The sequence below is a fragment of the Photobacterium obscurum genome (assembly GCF_026191635.1).
GTDB lineage: Bacteria > Pseudomonadota > Gammaproteobacteria > Enterobacterales > Vibrionaceae > Photobacterium > Photobacterium obscurum.
Genome location: NZ_JAKRRW010000017.1, coordinates 1 through 14,894 on the forward strand (window position 1 = coordinate 1; position 14,894 = coordinate 14,894).

General features: G+C 49.0%; 10 protein-coding genes. 6 read left to right on the forward strand and 4 right to left on the reverse strand.

Annotated elements, in window-relative coordinates; translation table 11 throughout:
- Positions 1-144: 144 nt before the first annotated feature.
- Complete coding sequence (locus tag MD588_RS18400) at positions 145-2,943, reverse strand: M16 family metallopeptidase (protein ID WP_265699055.1); 2,799 nt, start codon at positions 2,941-2,943, stop codon at positions 145-147.
- Positions 2,944-3,045: 102 nt separating this feature from the next.
- On the opposite strand from MD588_RS18400, the gene MD588_RS18405 reads away from it, so the two are divergent.
- Positions 3,046-3,180 carry a hypothetical protein gene (locus tag MD588_RS18405; RefSeq protein ID WP_265699057.1) on the forward strand — a complete coding sequence of 45 codons (135 nt, stop codon included), beginning with the start codon at positions 3,046-3,048 and terminating at the stop codon, positions 3,178-3,180.
- Here the strand turns inward: MD588_RS18405 and MD588_RS18410 are convergent.
- Both MD588_RS18410 and torS read right to left on the reverse strand, forming a co-directional pair.
- A complete protein-coding gene (locus MD588_RS18410) occupies positions 3,177-3,815 on the reverse strand; it encodes an HAD hydrolase-like protein (RefSeq protein ID WP_265699058.1) in 639 nt (212 codons plus the stop codon). The genes MD588_RS18405 and MD588_RS18410 overlap by 4 nt on opposite strands.
- Positions 3,816-3,882: 67 nt before the next feature.
- Entirely contained in the window at positions 3,883-6,822 is a 2,940-nt protein-coding gene (torS, locus tag MD588_RS18415) for a TMAO reductase system sensor histidine kinase/response regulator TorS (RefSeq protein WP_265699059.1), read from the reverse strand.
- Positions 6,823-6,915: 93 nt separating this feature from the next.
- Here torS and torT point away from each other — a divergent pair, with 93 nt between their 5' ends.
- The 3 genes from torT (at position 6,916) to MD588_RS18430 (ending at position 9,785) form a co-directional block, all read left to right on the forward strand.
- Positions 6,916-7,998, forward strand: a complete 1,083-nt coding sequence (gene torT / locus MD588_RS18420) for a TMAO reductase system periplasmic protein TorT (RefSeq protein ID WP_265699060.1) — start codon at positions 6,916-6,918, stop codon at positions 7,996-7,998.
- A gap of 156 nt (positions 7,999-8,154) precedes the next feature.
- Positions 8,155-8,613, forward strand: a complete 459-nt coding sequence (locus MD588_RS18425; RefSeq protein ID WP_265699061.1) for a methylglyoxal synthase — start codon at positions 8,155-8,157, stop codon at positions 8,611-8,613.
- Between the two features lie 185 nt (positions 8,614-8,798).
- A complete protein-coding gene (locus tag MD588_RS18430) occupies positions 8,799-9,785 on the forward strand; it encodes an alcohol dehydrogenase catalytic domain-containing protein (protein ID WP_265699062.1) in 987 nt (328 codons plus the stop codon).
- Positions 9,786-9,813: 28 nt separating this feature from the next.
- Here MD588_RS18430 and helD read toward each other — a convergent pair whose 3' ends face one another.
- Positions 9,814-11,919 carry a DNA helicase IV gene (helD, locus tag MD588_RS18435; protein WP_265699063.1) on the reverse strand — a complete coding sequence of 702 codons (2,106 nt, stop codon included), beginning with the start codon at positions 11,917-11,919 and terminating at the stop codon, positions 9,814-9,816.
- Positions 11,920-12,169: 250 nt separating this feature from the next.
- Here helD and yccS point away from each other — a divergent pair, with 250 nt between their 5' ends.
- Positions 12,170-14,335, forward strand: a complete 2,166-nt coding sequence (gene yccS, locus MD588_RS18440; RefSeq protein ID WP_265699064.1) for a YccS family putative transporter — start codon at positions 12,170-12,172, stop codon at positions 14,333-14,335.
- An 80-nt stretch (positions 14,336-14,415) separates the two neighbouring features.
- The gene (locus tag MD588_RS18445; RefSeq protein ID WP_265699065.1) at positions 14,416-14,736 is read left to right on the forward strand and encodes an antibiotic biosynthesis monooxygenase family protein; all 321 of its coding nucleotides are present in this window, start codon (positions 14,416-14,418) and stop codon (positions 14,734-14,736) included.
- Positions 14,737-14,894 lie beyond the last annotated feature (158 nt).

Genomic DNA, 14,894 nt, shown 5'->3' on the forward strand with positions numbered 1-14,894 from the left:
AACCAATGTCGACCAATTCGATTACGGACGGAATGAGTTCGAACTTCACAACAAAGCTCTTATCTCAGAACGGAACATTATATAAAATAAAGCCCCGGATTACGCTCGGGGCTTTGTTGAAAGGTGTCTTCTCTTATACTCCCATCAAGCTTTTGGTTTACCTTCTTTAGGAGTGAGCATTGCCTCCATCTGCTGAGTATCCTTGCCTATCAAACGTACAGACAACGCGTTAACTTCAGCCAATGTCAGTGTCGACATGATCTTCTCAGGATGAATTACCGCTTGCGGGTCTGCACCAAACAGCAGGAAGCTACTGAGTATCCGCGCCTGTTCATGCGGGTTAGTTAATCCTAATTTCAGATCTGCTGCCAGCTGTGACTTAACGGCAGCATACTCAGCGGCGGTAAATCCCTTCCTTGCATTATCCAGTACCCGTTGAGTGCCCGTTCTCACAGCATCTAATTTATCGGGCGCCGCGTTAACAAGAAATGCCACCAGCGCCTCACCACTGCCATCAAACCAGGTCAGCTGGACATACGGGTCATAACTCAATCCCTGCGCATTGCGCAGCTCATCACGATACCTCTTATCCAGTAACCGATAGAACAACTCAGAGGTAAACCGATCCCGGGTTGTTTTCGGCTCTCCCTGAGAAAACAGGTTGAGCTCATAATTAATCGTATTATCGACCGCTTCCGCTACTTTCTTCGACGCAACTGAGACCTTCGGCTCAGTTCGATAATCAGTAATTACACCCGCGGGCTCAAAATCAATACCGGCCACATAACGTCTGAGCATCCTGTTGAAATCCCCGACCTCGATATCAGCACTGACAACCAGGGTATAATTACGTTTTTTCCTCATCAAGGTATCAAAAACAGCCTGCACCTGATCGGGTGTGACTTGCGCAAAATCATCCCCAGTTACGATCTGCATCGGACTCTCGGAAGGGTAAAGCGTCCCGACAACCTGACTGACAAAGCTACCGAACGGAGATGACAGCCAATTATCCTGCTCGATGACTAATTCATGTTGTACCGCCGTAAATTGCTGCTCATTCACTTTCGCAGCAGTTATTGCCTGGTTGAGCACCGATAGTGCAAACGGAAGTTCCTGCTTGCCCGTTTCACTATATAAACCATGTGAGGTTTCCCAAAGAACCGACTCAAGATAGGTATTATGGCGAAGTAATAACTTATCTAATTCCGATGCGGAAAAACCTGCCAACCCGCTACGGTCAAAGACAGGCCCCACCATTTTAGCCGCAGGGTGCAATTCTGGTTGCAATGCCGCCATCCCGCCGGATGACATCAGATATAGATGAACATCACCACCGGCTTCGGGCATCTGCCTTAACCAAACTTCGATACCATTTTCCAATGTCCAGCGATGTGTCGTTGGCTCAATCGCCTCATAAGAAGTGATCTCTCCCCCTTTCTCAGGCAACGGAAAAGTATCTGAAGAGGAAGCCATCAACAGCTCCTTGCCTGCATCTGAAAATTGCTTCTGGAACTGAGCAAATGTCGCTTTGGCTTTCTCGGTGTTCTCTTCCCTTGTTAGCAGTAAAACCGGCTTATTGTTTTCTGCACTAAGATACTGTTTGATTGCTTTATTCAGCTTTTCTTTATCGAGCAATGCGACAAATTGCTTTAGCTGGCTGCGAACCGCTTCCTTCGGCAATTGTGTCTTACCCTCCATTAGGGTGTAAAGGCGATCTTCGGAAAAATCGACAGCTTTTTTGTTCAACCACTGTGTATCTAGGCTATTGACCTGATTTCGCCACGTTTCTTTAATCGTGGCTAACTCAACATCACCTACACCGTGATCTCGCAAGCTAGCTAATTCTTCAGCAAAGAATAGCTGAGCCGCCAGCCGATCCGCTTCAGCAAATTCAACGACTATCTCACCGATGTAACGATTGATAATAAGGCTAGTGCTGACAAATGAATTAAGCAGTGGCGACTGAGCTTCTATATGCCGATCTTTCAACCGTTGTGCGATAGCCCTGATCACCGTATCTTCAAGAAGCAAAGCCTGATACTCAATATCAGTCGTCACCTGGCTGTCACTAAACTCCATCAACAAAGCCATTCCGGCCTGTTGCCCTGCTGCGCCAGAAATAAACAAAGGCTCTGATGTAAGCCCTGCAATCCCTTCCTCTTGAGGCCTGGCTGTGACGAGCTGATCGGCGGCTTGCTCTGATTCACCGAAATAACGTGAAATCATCGGTTCTAGCTGCTTACGATCAATATCACCAGTAATAATCAGCTCTGTCTTTTGAGGTAAGTAATGGGCATGATAAAAAGCCTGTAAGCCGTCACGACTCAGGCTCTTGATACTGTCTTGGGTACCAAGCACATCTCTGCCTTCATAACGACTACCTTGCAGTAACGCCTCGAAGACTTTGAGCTCGGCGGGTTTGTCACCACGTTGGGCAAACCGGAATTCGCCTAAAACAGCCCCTTTTTCATTCTCAATAAGCCCAGGTTCCAACGTTAACTTTCCAGTGGCAATATCACCAAGCCAGGTCATCGCACTCTCCAGCCGCTGATTATTCGGGAGATCGATTTGATAACTCGTTACATCATGCGTCGTAAACGCATTCAGGTCATGTCCAAACGACACTCCCGCATCAACAAACAAGGACTCAACATTCTTAGCACCAAAACCGGCACTGCCAAGAAACGCCATATGTTCAAGGAAATGTGCATACCCGGCCTGCTCAGCCGTTTCATCAACGGCACCAGTATGAACAAGCAAGCGAAGTGAAACTGGCTCCCCGCTAACTGGTAGCAAATGATATTGCAATCCGTTTTTCAGTTGCCCTTGCAGCCACTGGTTATCCACCTCAAGCGATTGTGGTTCATGCAAATGCTGGCAAGCCACCAGCAACAAGGTGGCAAAAATAATTCCCCAAGGTCTAACTAACCTTTTTATTTCCATATACTGATACCGAATCTAGATATTCAACCAATTTATTATCATACAATTATCAAGCGGCTGAAATATATAATTTTTCAATATCAGTTAATGGATAAGGTTAATATGCTGATAAGCGTATTGAATGACTATTTGAATGTGGTGGCTATGACCAGTACCGTTAACGGTATTGGCCGTGGTATGTGTATGAAACAAAAAGTTGGCTTAGATCTAATAGAGGGGGGAAACTTGCACCCTTAGCGCAATAGTTCAACCAGTTGTTCTGGCTTATCGAACAAATAAGTTGGCGAGGCCTGCTTCAGCTCAAACTCGGAACCATAGCCCCACAAGACTCCCGCAGAGTCGAGCTGATTATGGCGGGCAGCGGTCAGGTCTACCGCACGGTCTCCGATCATTACTGTAGAATCACTAATCACACCATGTTGACGAAGTTGCTCAAGCTGTTGCCATTTTTCAATCCCGATATCGCCACCGCTTACAAACTCGAACAGCTCGCCAAGGCCAAACATTGCCAAAATTTTCTCGGCAAAGTCAGCCCGCTTTGACGTACAAACTCCGAGATGGCACTTCCCACTCGCCTTCAAGTTAATCAATGTTTGCTTGATTCCCGGATACAAATGGTTCTCTGCATAACCTACATCAGCATACCGTTCGCGATACTTAGCCACCATCATCTCAATAAATAACGGGTCATGATTCCCGGTCAACTCGATAAAAGTCTTATCTAGCGGTGGGCCAATATACGTTGCAATCTCCGCTTCACTTCGTGGAGCAAAGCCATTTTCCAACAGGGCAAAATTGAACGATCTCACGATCCCTTCCTTAGGATCACTAATCGTGCCGTCTAAATCAAAAACCAACCATTCATAACTCACTGAAACCTCCTTGTTCCCTATGGCAATTATTATTGTGCAATCAATAGATATCAGCTCAGGTAACTAGTCAACTTTGACAAAAAGCCGTCGCCAGTGCCTGCTTGGACTCATCAAACACCACTGACAGTTCATCGACTTCAAGGTGGTCGATATTGCCCTCTTTGGCCGCTTTTTCATACGCCAAGCACACTTTGTGTAATCGAGTCAGCCCCATGGTACCTGCTGCCCCCTTTAAGGTATGGGCGTAATTTGAAACATTATTCAAATCCCCCTCGGCAATTGAGCCCAGCAGTTTGCTGAGTGTCTCCGAAGAAGAGTCAATAAACAGGCCAATCAACTTATTCACCTGTGCCTCGCCCAGCACCTTGAGATCGCTGCCCAGTACGGACTCATCAAGTATCGGCCACGTTTCACCTTGTACCACGTCTGTTTGCTCCTGTTGTTCTATTTGGATTGGTTGCGTGTCATCGCCGGTATCAACCATCACGCGTTGATCACCTGATAAGATCCCGCCTATCACCTCTATCAGCTGCTTCTCAACCAGCGGCTTAGGAAGAAAGCTGGCAAAACCTGCAGCCAGGTAAATTTCAACCTCTTCACGGAATACATGCGCAGAAAAGGCAACCATTGGCGTTGGTTCATACCAACTGTCACTATGCCGCACTTCTTCTATCCGACGTAACCGGTGAAGTAGCGTTACTCCATCAGTATCCGGTAGGTTGATATCCAGCAAGGCAATATCAAATTCTTGCTCTCGATACACTTGCTCAGCCTGCTTGCCATCTTCTGCGATCACCACGCTATGGCCCAGCCGGTGTAAGAAGCCCTCAGCAACTAGGCTATTTACCGGATTGTCTTCCACCAGCAAAATATGTGCGGCAGGCGCGGATTGGCTGGCACTCTCAATAACCTGAGAGCGCTCCCCCGGCTCCATACTCAAAGTAAACCAGAAACAACTACCGACATTCGGTGTCGAGCGAACCCCGATCTCACCATACATCGCCTCAATAATTCGCTTGCTGATTGCCAGGCCGAGTCCTGTTCCTCCGACGGTTTGGCGTCCTTCCAACGACTGCTGGAAAGCATCAAACATACTCTGTTGTTCGTCGGTCGCAATACCCACACCGGTATCTTCGACCTCAAACAATAGCTCATCGGCAAACGTTGGGTCTGGCCTTACATTAATCCGAACCTGACCTTCATCCGTAAATTTAATCGCATTACTGACCAGGTTCACCAGTACCTGACGGATACGAGTTGCATCCCCAATCCAGTAATCATTCATACCGGCTTCAATATGGCAGCTCAGCTTAATCCGTTTTGCCAGCGCACGGTTTTCCAGCATGTCATAAACATCGGAAACCAGCTCTGAAAGCGAAAAGTCACTCTTACGGATATCAAGATGACCAGCCTCTATCTTTGAGTAGTCCAGAATATCGTTGAGGATGTCCAACAAAGACTCACCACTACGGTTGATCACTTCAAGGTATCTGGCCTGCTTCTCTGTCAGCCCCGTATCGGCAAGCAAAGATGCAGTACCCAAAACTCCGTTCATCGGCGTACGGATTTCATGACTCATGGTTGCGAGAAATGCCGACTTGGCACGGTTAGCACGCTCAGCTTCTGAGCGCGCCTCGGCATGGTTCTTCACTTCCTGGTTTAGCTTACAGTTGGCTTTCTCCAGCTCGCTAGTTCGCTGCGCGACCAAACGTTCAAGGCTTGTTTTGTGTTGCTGTAATTCATGGCGAATTTTTCGCTCAACCTGAGCCAGACGATGGCGCTCGGAAGCGGTATCACGGGCAACCATAATCGCCCGCCCCATTTGCGCCAGTTCGTCTTCTCCGCGAATTGATAGCTGGATATCAAGATCACCGCGCGCCAACGACATCAGAGCCTGGCTATAATCATTGATCCGACGTATGACCCTGGCATAGACGTAGCGCCACATAATCAAGACCAAAGCAAGCATACCGACGGCGGAAATACCGATCAGACTATTCCTTGCAACTGTCAATGTCTCATCGACTCGAGTTATCGCTTGCTGTGTCCCTTCATTTGCGGCAGTGATAATCCCATCCACCGTTTGGTTCAATTGCTGAAACAGCACCAGATTCTGCTGCTCCATCCGCTCAACATCCTTTTTGGCATATAACAGCTGCTCTTGGGTACCAAACAGCAAACCGCCCCGCTTCAGTGTCTGGGTCAACACCAACAACTGCTTAGAGCGACTTGGATCTTCCACTGACTTTACCCGCCGGTGCATGACAGATACGGCGTTGTTATAACGGCGTTTCAACGCTGATAACGACTTAATGTCACTCACCTGGTTGGAGTCATCAAGCATATTGATGACCTGCAAAGAGAGAAAACGCAATTCAAACAAACGCTCAGATAAGTCCATATCGACCTCGACCAAACTATCCAGCGCTTTAAAAACAGCTTGGTCATCACCAGCATCAACCAAATCGTAGATACGCGAGACATTTGCCACAGCAATGGTATTGGCATTAGAAACCTGAGACTGGGACAGAGAATCAATTTGCAGCGTCGCCTTGGACATTTCTTCAGTCAATGCTTTCACTTCGGCCTGCAAGTCTATCTTTCGCCCTACAAGTAAGCCTAACATAGCCAGGTTATCAACAATTCTTCTTACGTCATCCTCCAGCTTCTCCATCAGCTGCGGTTCAAAAGAGTATTGCTCCAACTCATTAAGGCTATGTTTTAATCCCTGAATATGAATCGTCAGCGCTTTTCCCTGACGATCCCTTTCCCGCTCATCATTAGACTTTGCCAATACCTGTGCCGTAAAAATAATTCGGGTGCTCAAGTCCGAAAGTTCACGCGCCTCTGCCAGCGCCGGAACCGCAGAGTTAATGACCGTACGTTCCGTCTTGGCGACCAAAGAAAAGCCAGCTACGCCGATAACGGCTGCAATTATCATCAGCCCGGCCATCATCGAGAAGGCGATCAGAAGTTTTCGACCAATGCCGCTAGGAGTGAATGTCATACAGAAGAACCACAACAGGAAAAAATTAGGTTTAACCACACAAAATAAAACATTACTATTTTGCCAGCGATGACGGTATAGATGCTATTAATCATGAATAAAATACGGCTTTTTTCTTTCTTATTACTCATTTTCTCTCTCGATTCAGCTTATGGCGTCGAAGTCGTCAGCCACAAGCCAGCTTTTGCGGAGAGTAAGCAATCACATTCGCTCAAATACCAGCCGCTTAAAACCGCAAGCAAGGCCTGGAAAATCTGTGCCGTATATCCCCACTTGAAGGATTCCTACTGGCTATCTGTTAATTACGGCATGGTCGAGCATGCAAAAGAATTAGGCGTCAAACTGAAAGTCTTGGAAGCTGGTGGTTACCCTAACTTGGCGAAACAACAGGCACAGATTTTGGACTGTCGCCAATGGGGAGCAGAGGCCATCATCCTCGGCACCGTCGACAGTACCGCCTATGATGGAATGCTATCGCAGCTCACTGGCAATATTCCTGTTTTTGCTACCATCAACGATATTAATATGAACGATCCGGACACCCGAAAAAACATTACCGCGAAAGTCGGAGTCGACTGGTATGACATGGGGCAAAAAACAGGTGAGTTTCTGGCAGCACGGCACCCGCGAGGAAGCGGTATTGTTAATATCGCCCTGTTACCCGGCCCGGCAAAGCGTGGCGGAACCAAACCTGTGACCCAGGGCTTCCGTGACGCCGTCAAGGACAGTGACATCAATATTGTCACAACCCGATGGGCAGACAACAGCAAGGAATTACAACGCAACCTGATCCAGGAACTATTGGCCGGGGGACTCCACCTTGACTACATCGTTGGCGGCGCAGTCGCAGCTGAGGTCGCGATCAGTGAGCTACGTGCCAATGAAAAATCAAATCAAATAAGCGTTGTCTCCACGTATCTCAGTCACGGTGTCTACCGTGGGTTACGTCGCGGAAAAATATTGTTTGCGCCAACCGACAAGATGGCTCAGCAGGCTATGCTATCTATTGACCAGGCTGTTCGTCACCTTGAAAACAAGCCAATCCAGCGCGATGTTTCCCCACTCATCGAGGGACTAACACCGACACACCTGCCGAGAAAGGTCATCACAGACTCTCTGTCACCGGCAGAATTTCGGCCGGCATTCAATGTCTTCGACCACCAGGTACAGCGATAGAAATATATTATCGTCACTATATGCTTCTATCATTATTGTTAGCCACCTTTGATTTCAACGCTTTGCGTTGTACTTCTCTGACTGGCTCTGATATTAATATCAATCGATTTTTCTATCAGTAATATTTTCACGAAACGTATCTTAGTGGAGTCCTGGATGCACGTAACGACCCGCAAAATGGAAACTAACAAGCACATTGCACTTGTAGCGCACGATAACTGCAAAACACATCTTTTGCGCTGGGTAGCAGAGCACAAAGACAAGTTGCAAGGCCATTCCCTGTATGCAACAGGAACCACCGGACACATGATATCCCGTGAAACAGGCCTTCCCGTCAATTGCCTGCTAAGTGGCCCAATGGGGGGTGACCAGCAGCTCGGCGCCCTGATTTCCGAAGGCAAAATCGACATGATGATTTTCTTCTGGGATCCACTCAATGCCGTTCCGCATGATCCGGACGTAAAAGCCCTGCTTCGAATTTCTGCAGTCTGGAACATCCCGGTCGCAACTAACCGTGCCAGCGCCAATTTCATGATTTCATCACCAAAACTGGCAGAAGAAGTTGAGATCGAAATTCCGGATTACGATGCCTACCTAACAGAACGTTTAGGCTAATCTCGACTCTGCAACCAACATAGTTCGCCAAGTTAAGCCCTCTTATTCACAAGAGGGCTTTTTATTTGCTCCAGATAACAAACCACCGAACAAACAGCAATAATCTCAATCCTTATCAGGCAAGCTGCTGAAATTCGGTTTATGTTTATAAGCATAAAAAAATACAGGAAAATCGGTGGTGGCACATGAAAGCTTGGAAACTTACCCGCCCGGAAGGACTCGACTGCCTTAAACTTTCCCGCGCAGCAAAACCAACGCCCGCAGCTGACGAAGTCTGTATTCATGTTGCGGCTGTCGGGCTCAACCCGATTGATTACAAGCTGACCAGTTGGGGATATGCCACATGGCAATACCCGCAAATTATCGGGCTGGATGTTGCCGGTACTGTCGCCTTAGTCGGCAAAGATGTGAACCACTTTCAGCCCGGGGACCGTGTGGTATGCTTCGCCGATCCCCGCCATGGTGGTGGTTTCGCCTACTACGCGACCACCAAAGCGTATACCCTGAGTCGTATCCCCGAGCAAGTCAGTTTTGAACAGGCCGCCGCCCTGCCCTGTGCCGGGTATAGCGCGTGGTTGGCTGTCCACGATAAACTCCATGTTCATCCTGGACAAAAAATCGCGATTACTGGCGCCGGAGGCGGTGTAGGAGGGTTTGCCGTGCAACTGGCCAAACTGGCAGGAGCTACGGTTTACGCGATTGCTGAGAAGCGGCATCACCAACGCCTACTCGGATATGGCACCGACGCGGTTCTTGACCCGACAACCGACAATATTGCAATGAAGCTCATAGAGCTAACTGAAGATCAGCTCGTTCATGCCGTCATTGACTGTGTATCGGCAAAATCAGGCAGCGTGATGAGCGCCCTTATTCGCTATAACGGTGAGATAGTCATGGTTGCCGACCAGTTCAATCAGGTACCGCTATTGGCCACCACCAAAGCGTTAAGCATACATGAGGTTGCCCTGCATGGTACCTACGCCCACGGTACCCTTGAACATATCCACCATCTGGCCGATATCGGCAACACCTTAAGTAACCTTGTTGCCGAGGGAAAGCTCGACCCAATGATCGAGCAGGTATTACCTTTTGACAGGCTGGTAGAAGGACTGGAAACGCTGAAACAGCAGACCCACAGTGGCAAGCTGGTTGCGACTGTCACCACACTATAGTTGTGACGAACACAGCCAAGAACCTCGATCAGCCCTTGGTAACCTTCACCCGTTTGATCTTGTTCATTACCGGGTATTTTTCATCAATGAGCTCATTAACAAAAGGCGATGTTTTTTCTGGATCGGCACAAACCCAAACGTGTTTTTTTGCTCGAGTCAGTGCGACATAAAACAGCCTGCGCTCTTCTGCATCAGTAAAGTGCTCGTTTCTCGCCTGCAGGCAACCCGCGAGGCCTGTCTCACGATCCGGAGCCGGGAAAACCCCTTTATTCACATCCAATACGAAGACATAGTCCGCTTCACGCCCCTTGCTGGCATGGCAGGTCATGAAATTCAGTGCCAACTGCGGCCACTGTTTCTGCCACGCTTTCAGTTTTTCTGGCCGTTGGTTGTTATTACGCCCAAGCAACAACACTGATACCGGCGAGCTATCTGCCGACTTACTGTTCTGCGATGCCAGTTGTACCAGCTCCTGCTCAAGTAAATCCTGGCAAAGCAATGTCACCGCTTTACGTTTTTGTTTCTTGAAGCTAGTCAGATTTTTCTTCAGCTGCTGCGGGTTTTGCTGAATGAACACATTAGCGACTTCGCCAATCATACTGTTAAAACGATAGGTCGTTCCAAGCTCAGTAATATGACTCGATCCAAAACGGGCTTCAAACCCTGTCGTCAGATTGACATCGGCACCGGCAAAGCGATAAATGGCCTGCCAGTCATCCCCCACTGCAAACAACGTAGGGTGTGGCATATCACTTTTCTTCGCCTGGCATAATGCTTCAATCAACGCCAGGCGGTGCGGTGAGATATCCTGATATTCATCCACCATAACAAAACGCCACTCCGGCACAAACTTCCCTTCGGCCACGTACGCCGTCGCCTTTTGGATCATGCTATTGAAGTCGATCTGTTTATTGGCCTTCAGGTATTGCTCATAGGCTCGGTAGCACGGCCATAGCAGTGCCAGCTCGCTTTTCATTTTTGGCTTGGATGCCTTGCCTTCACTCTCTTCAATGCTCTGGCTCAATTCAGATTTATTGGCTCCCCGCTGGCCAATCAGCTCGATATGGCGCCAGATCCACGCAGCCAGTTGCTCGCTTCTGGCTTGCTTCTCCAGTGAATTATCAGCTTTGAATCCGGGGATCCGCCATTGTGTCAGGTGTTTTTGCCAACGCTTGGCCGACGCTGCGGTCTGCCATTGCTCGGTCAGCATCTCGGCAATCCAGTTCGCACGGGCCTTTTCATCCAACGCCAGTGGCGATACGTTCGGCATCCCCCCTTCTACGGCCTGAATAATTTGGGTTCCCAGGCTATGGAAGGTGGCAACCTTGATATTGCTGTTTACTTTCAGGCTTAGGCGTTCGCTCATTTCTTCCGCCGCTTTACGGCCAAACGCCAACATCAATATTTCTTCGGGTTGAGCAACCTGATTAGCAATAAGATACCCAGCTCGAGCCACCAGCACGCTGGTTTTTCCGGTCCCAGCTCCTGCCAACACCAAATTGTGGTCTTGATTGATCAGTACGGCTTCCCGTTGCGAATCATTAAGTGGTGATGATTCGAATTTATCGAACCAAGAAGACCATTTATCGGCCTCCTGTCGTAGCCACTGCTGATTGGTACCTTCAACCCAGTCGGTATTGTCTTCCAGCCAAGGCTCCACCCTCTCAAAGGCCATTGGCCTAAATGAGGCTGCCAATTCATGGGTTAGCCCTGTCATAGCCAAAGACTGCTGTAAATACTGATGCAGGCTATGGTGATCAGACTGGCGTAGGTACGTCGATTGTCCCATGAAGTTATCAATCCGCTGCAGCATATCAGGCAGCACCGCATCCAACTTCTCAACCCGCCCCTGAGCCCAGCTCCGGTAGGCATCGAGCAGTATGCTGGCAAACTGCTTACATTGCGCCCATGGCAAGCCATGTACTATCCAGCAATAATCCTGATCGGCTGAGGTTATCTCCAAAGACCCCCACACCACACCGCGGTGAACAGCAATCGCGCCATCCCAGTCATCAAAAGGAATTTCTTCCGTTTCACTCTGACTATCTAAAATCAGGCAATTTTCACCCAGTGCGATACTGCAATAATCACCCTGAACTAACCACTGTGCTAGCCAACCGGCCGTTAAACGCATGCTGCCACCAAAAGCTATCCAAAAACAAATACACTCAAATCACATCAATAAACTAAATAAGATCTTTCTATAGATGCGGCTTGGATATAAAGAGTAGCAAGAACTCCGGTAAGGCCATAGCACCGAAACAGCCATTTGCGTAAAATTTCTGCTAATAAATGCGTTCGTCATTATTTTTTATAGAGGAGTTATACCCTTTGGTATACGAACTTTGCTATCTTTACCGCTTCATCTAACTAGCTGAGCCAACATGCAAACCAGCCGCTTAAAACTCTCTTTACGCCGCTATTGGGCGAACGACAGAATTAACTACAGTATTCGTGTTTTTATTGCCTTGGTCGGGGTCGCCCTACCGTGCTGGTACTTGAATGCCACCACTGAAGTCACGCCACTGGTTTTAGGTATCATAGCTTCTGCACTGGCAGAAACCGATGATAACCTGACAGGACGTATCAAAGCGTTGGTAATGACGTTGGTCTGCTTCCTGATCGCCGCGCTGTCGATAGAAATTTTATTTCCCTACCCGCTGTTGTTTGCACTTGGCCTGTTTACCTCAACGTTCGCTTTCATCATGCTCGGGGCTATGGGGGCTCGTTACGCCAGTATCGCTTTTGCCTCATTATTATTGGCGGTCTATACCATGTTGGGTGCCGATAGCAGCACCAATCTCTGGTACCAGCCAATGTTGCTACTGGCAGGTGCCTCATGGTACGGCTTGCTTTCTCTCACCTGGCAAGTGTTATGGCCAAACCAACCGGTGCAGCAAAGCCTGGCTTCGGTATTCAGTGAGTTTGCTCTTTACCTGGACAGCAAAAGTAAGCTCTTCGAACCGGTTTCAAATCTTGTTCCCCAGCCATTACGTATTGAAGCGGCAGGAAAAAATGCCCGGGTAGTCGCGGCACTCAATAGTGCCAAAGCAACCCTGTTGCATCGTGCCCGTCGTGGTCAGCCCAATGAAACCGGCGACAAATTTCTTAAAATTTACTTCCTGGCCCAAGATATCCATGAACGTGCCAGTTCATCGCATTATCGATATCAGGATCTTGCAGCAGCTTTCCAGCGCAGTGATGTACTGTTCCGCTTTCAGCGCCTGCTTGCTACCCAGGCCAATGCCTGCCGGGCAATCTCGCATGCACTGGCCATGGGGAAACCTTACCGCCATGGCGCCGAGAGTGTCAGGGCCCTCGACGAGCTGCAAGAATCACTGCTGTATCTGAAAAATCAGCACAACCCACAATGGCGAACATTTCTAGTCCAACTTGAGTACCTGTTTAATAACCTCGCAACCGTCGAGCGCCAGCTGTCGAATGTCAGCAATCCGGACGTAGCGCAGACAGGCAATGATATTGAATTGGCCGATACTGAAGCGCGCAGTATGAAAGAGCGCTGGCAGCGTCTGACCAGCCAGTTCAAGCCGGATTCCATGCTGTTCCGCCATGCCCTGCGTATGGCGATTGCCCTTACGGTCGGCTATGGCGTTATTCAGGCGCTTGAACTGGAGCGAGGTTACTGGATCCTGCTTACCACCCTGTTTGTCTGCCAGCCAAACTACAGCGCAACACGCCAAAAACTGGTACAGCGCGTTTTGGGTACGCTTGGCGGACTGCTGGCCGGGATCCCGTTACTATATCTATTCCCGGGACAGGAAGGCCAACTGGTGCTGATGGTACTCGCCGGGGTACTGTTCTTCACCTTCCGTACTGTACGCTATGGCCTGGCAACGGCGTTCATTACCCTATTGGTACTGTTCTGTTTTAACCAGCTTGGTGAAGGCTATGCGGTGATCCTGCCGCGCCTTGGCGATACCCTGCTGGGGTGTTTGCTGGCCGTACTGGCCGTCAGTTTTATTCTGCCGGACTGGCAGGCTCACCGCCTGCACAAAGTAATGGCGTCGGCAATTACAACTAACCGAGATTACCTCGGTCAGATCATGGGTCAGTATCGCATTGGTAAAAAAGACTGCCTCACTTACCGTGTAGCCCGTCGAGATGCCCACAACACAGATGCCCAGCTCAGTACCGCTATCAGCAATATGCTAGCCGAGCCCGGCCGATACCGTATGGCGACTGACGAAAGCTTCCGTTTTCTTACTCTCAACCATGCAATGCTGAGCTATATCTCTGCTCTGGGCGCACACCGTACCCGCCTTGAGGACGAGCGCCATCTTGTTTCGCAGGCGCACCGCCAGATCCATGCTCACCTAGACTGTCTGGCGCAACAACTCGACGGCAACCATTGCGGACAGGCCCCGGACTCCGATATCGAACTGGAGCAGCGCCTTGCCCAGTGGCGGGACGAGGACTGTACTTCTGTGCGTATGGTGTTGCAGCAACTTCACCTTATCCAGCGTATGCTGCCGGAGCTGCACTCGCTGGCCAATAAGTTGGCAGCAAGGACCCGCAAAGAAACAGCTTAACCATCCCTCAATAGCTAGATGCCGGGAATCACTGAGAGCCAAGCTATTGGGGAAAAAATAGATTACTGAAAGGAGTCAGTATGTCAGGAATAGCAAACACACCACAGCCGCCTTATTATGCCGTCATCTTCACCTCGCTAAGAACCGATGGCGATGACAGTGGCTATGAGGCAATGGCTAAAAAAATGGTGGTATTAGCCAGTCAACAACCGGGTTTCTTAGGTATGGAATCAGCCAGAGAAGATACTGGAATTACCGTCTCTTATTGGCAGGATCTAGAAGCAATCAAAGCATGGAAGGCAAACTCAGCCCACCAAGTTGCTCAGGAAAAAGGACGTGAAAAGTGGTATGCAACCTTTAAGCTCAGAATTGCCAAAGTCGAGCGCGACTATGGCCTGTAACTAATAAGGCAACATGATGTATATTGCAGAAACCAAGTGGCTCCGTATCCGACAACTAACAGAAAGCGCACCTGCATTGGATCTGTATGACATTTCGTTATCATCATAATTCATACAATATTGGCACTCTCAGCATGTCGACAATCTTCTCAATGCAC

Excerpts from the sequence above, each read along its gene's own strand:
- MD588_RS18425 (WP_265699061.1), top strand. The coding sequence starts at position 8,155 with ATGCACGTAACGACCCGCAAAATGGAAACTAACAAGCACATTGCACTT.
- torS (WP_265699059.1), bottom strand. The coding sequence starts at position 6,822 with ATGACATTCACTCCTAGCGGCATTGGTCGAAAACTTCTGATCGCCTTC.
- MD588_RS18405 (WP_265699057.1), top strand. The coding sequence starts at position 3,046 with ATGCTGATAAGCGTATTGAATGACTATTTGAATGTGGTGGCTATGACC.
- helD (WP_265699063.1), bottom strand. The coding sequence starts at position 11,919 with ATGCGTTTAACGGCCGGTTGGCTAGCACAGTGGTTAGTTCAGGGTGAT.
- MD588_RS18400 (WP_265699055.1), bottom strand. The coding sequence starts at position 2,943 with ATGGAAATAAAAAGGTTAGTTAGACCTTGGGGAATTATTTTTGCCACC.
- MD588_RS18445 (WP_265699065.1), top strand. The coding sequence starts at position 14,416 with ATGTCAGGAATAGCAAACACACCACAGCCGCCTTATTATGCCGTCATC.
- MD588_RS18430 (WP_265699062.1), top strand. The coding sequence starts at position 8,799 with ATGAAAGCTTGGAAACTTACCCGCCCGGAAGGACTCGACTGCCTTAAA.
- yccS (WP_265699064.1), top strand. The coding sequence starts at position 12,170 with ATGCAAACCAGCCGCTTAAAACTCTCTTTACGCCGCTATTGGGCGAAC.
- torT (WP_265699060.1), top strand. The coding sequence starts at position 6,916 with ATGAATAAAATACGGCTTTTTTCTTTCTTATTACTCATTTTCTCTCTC.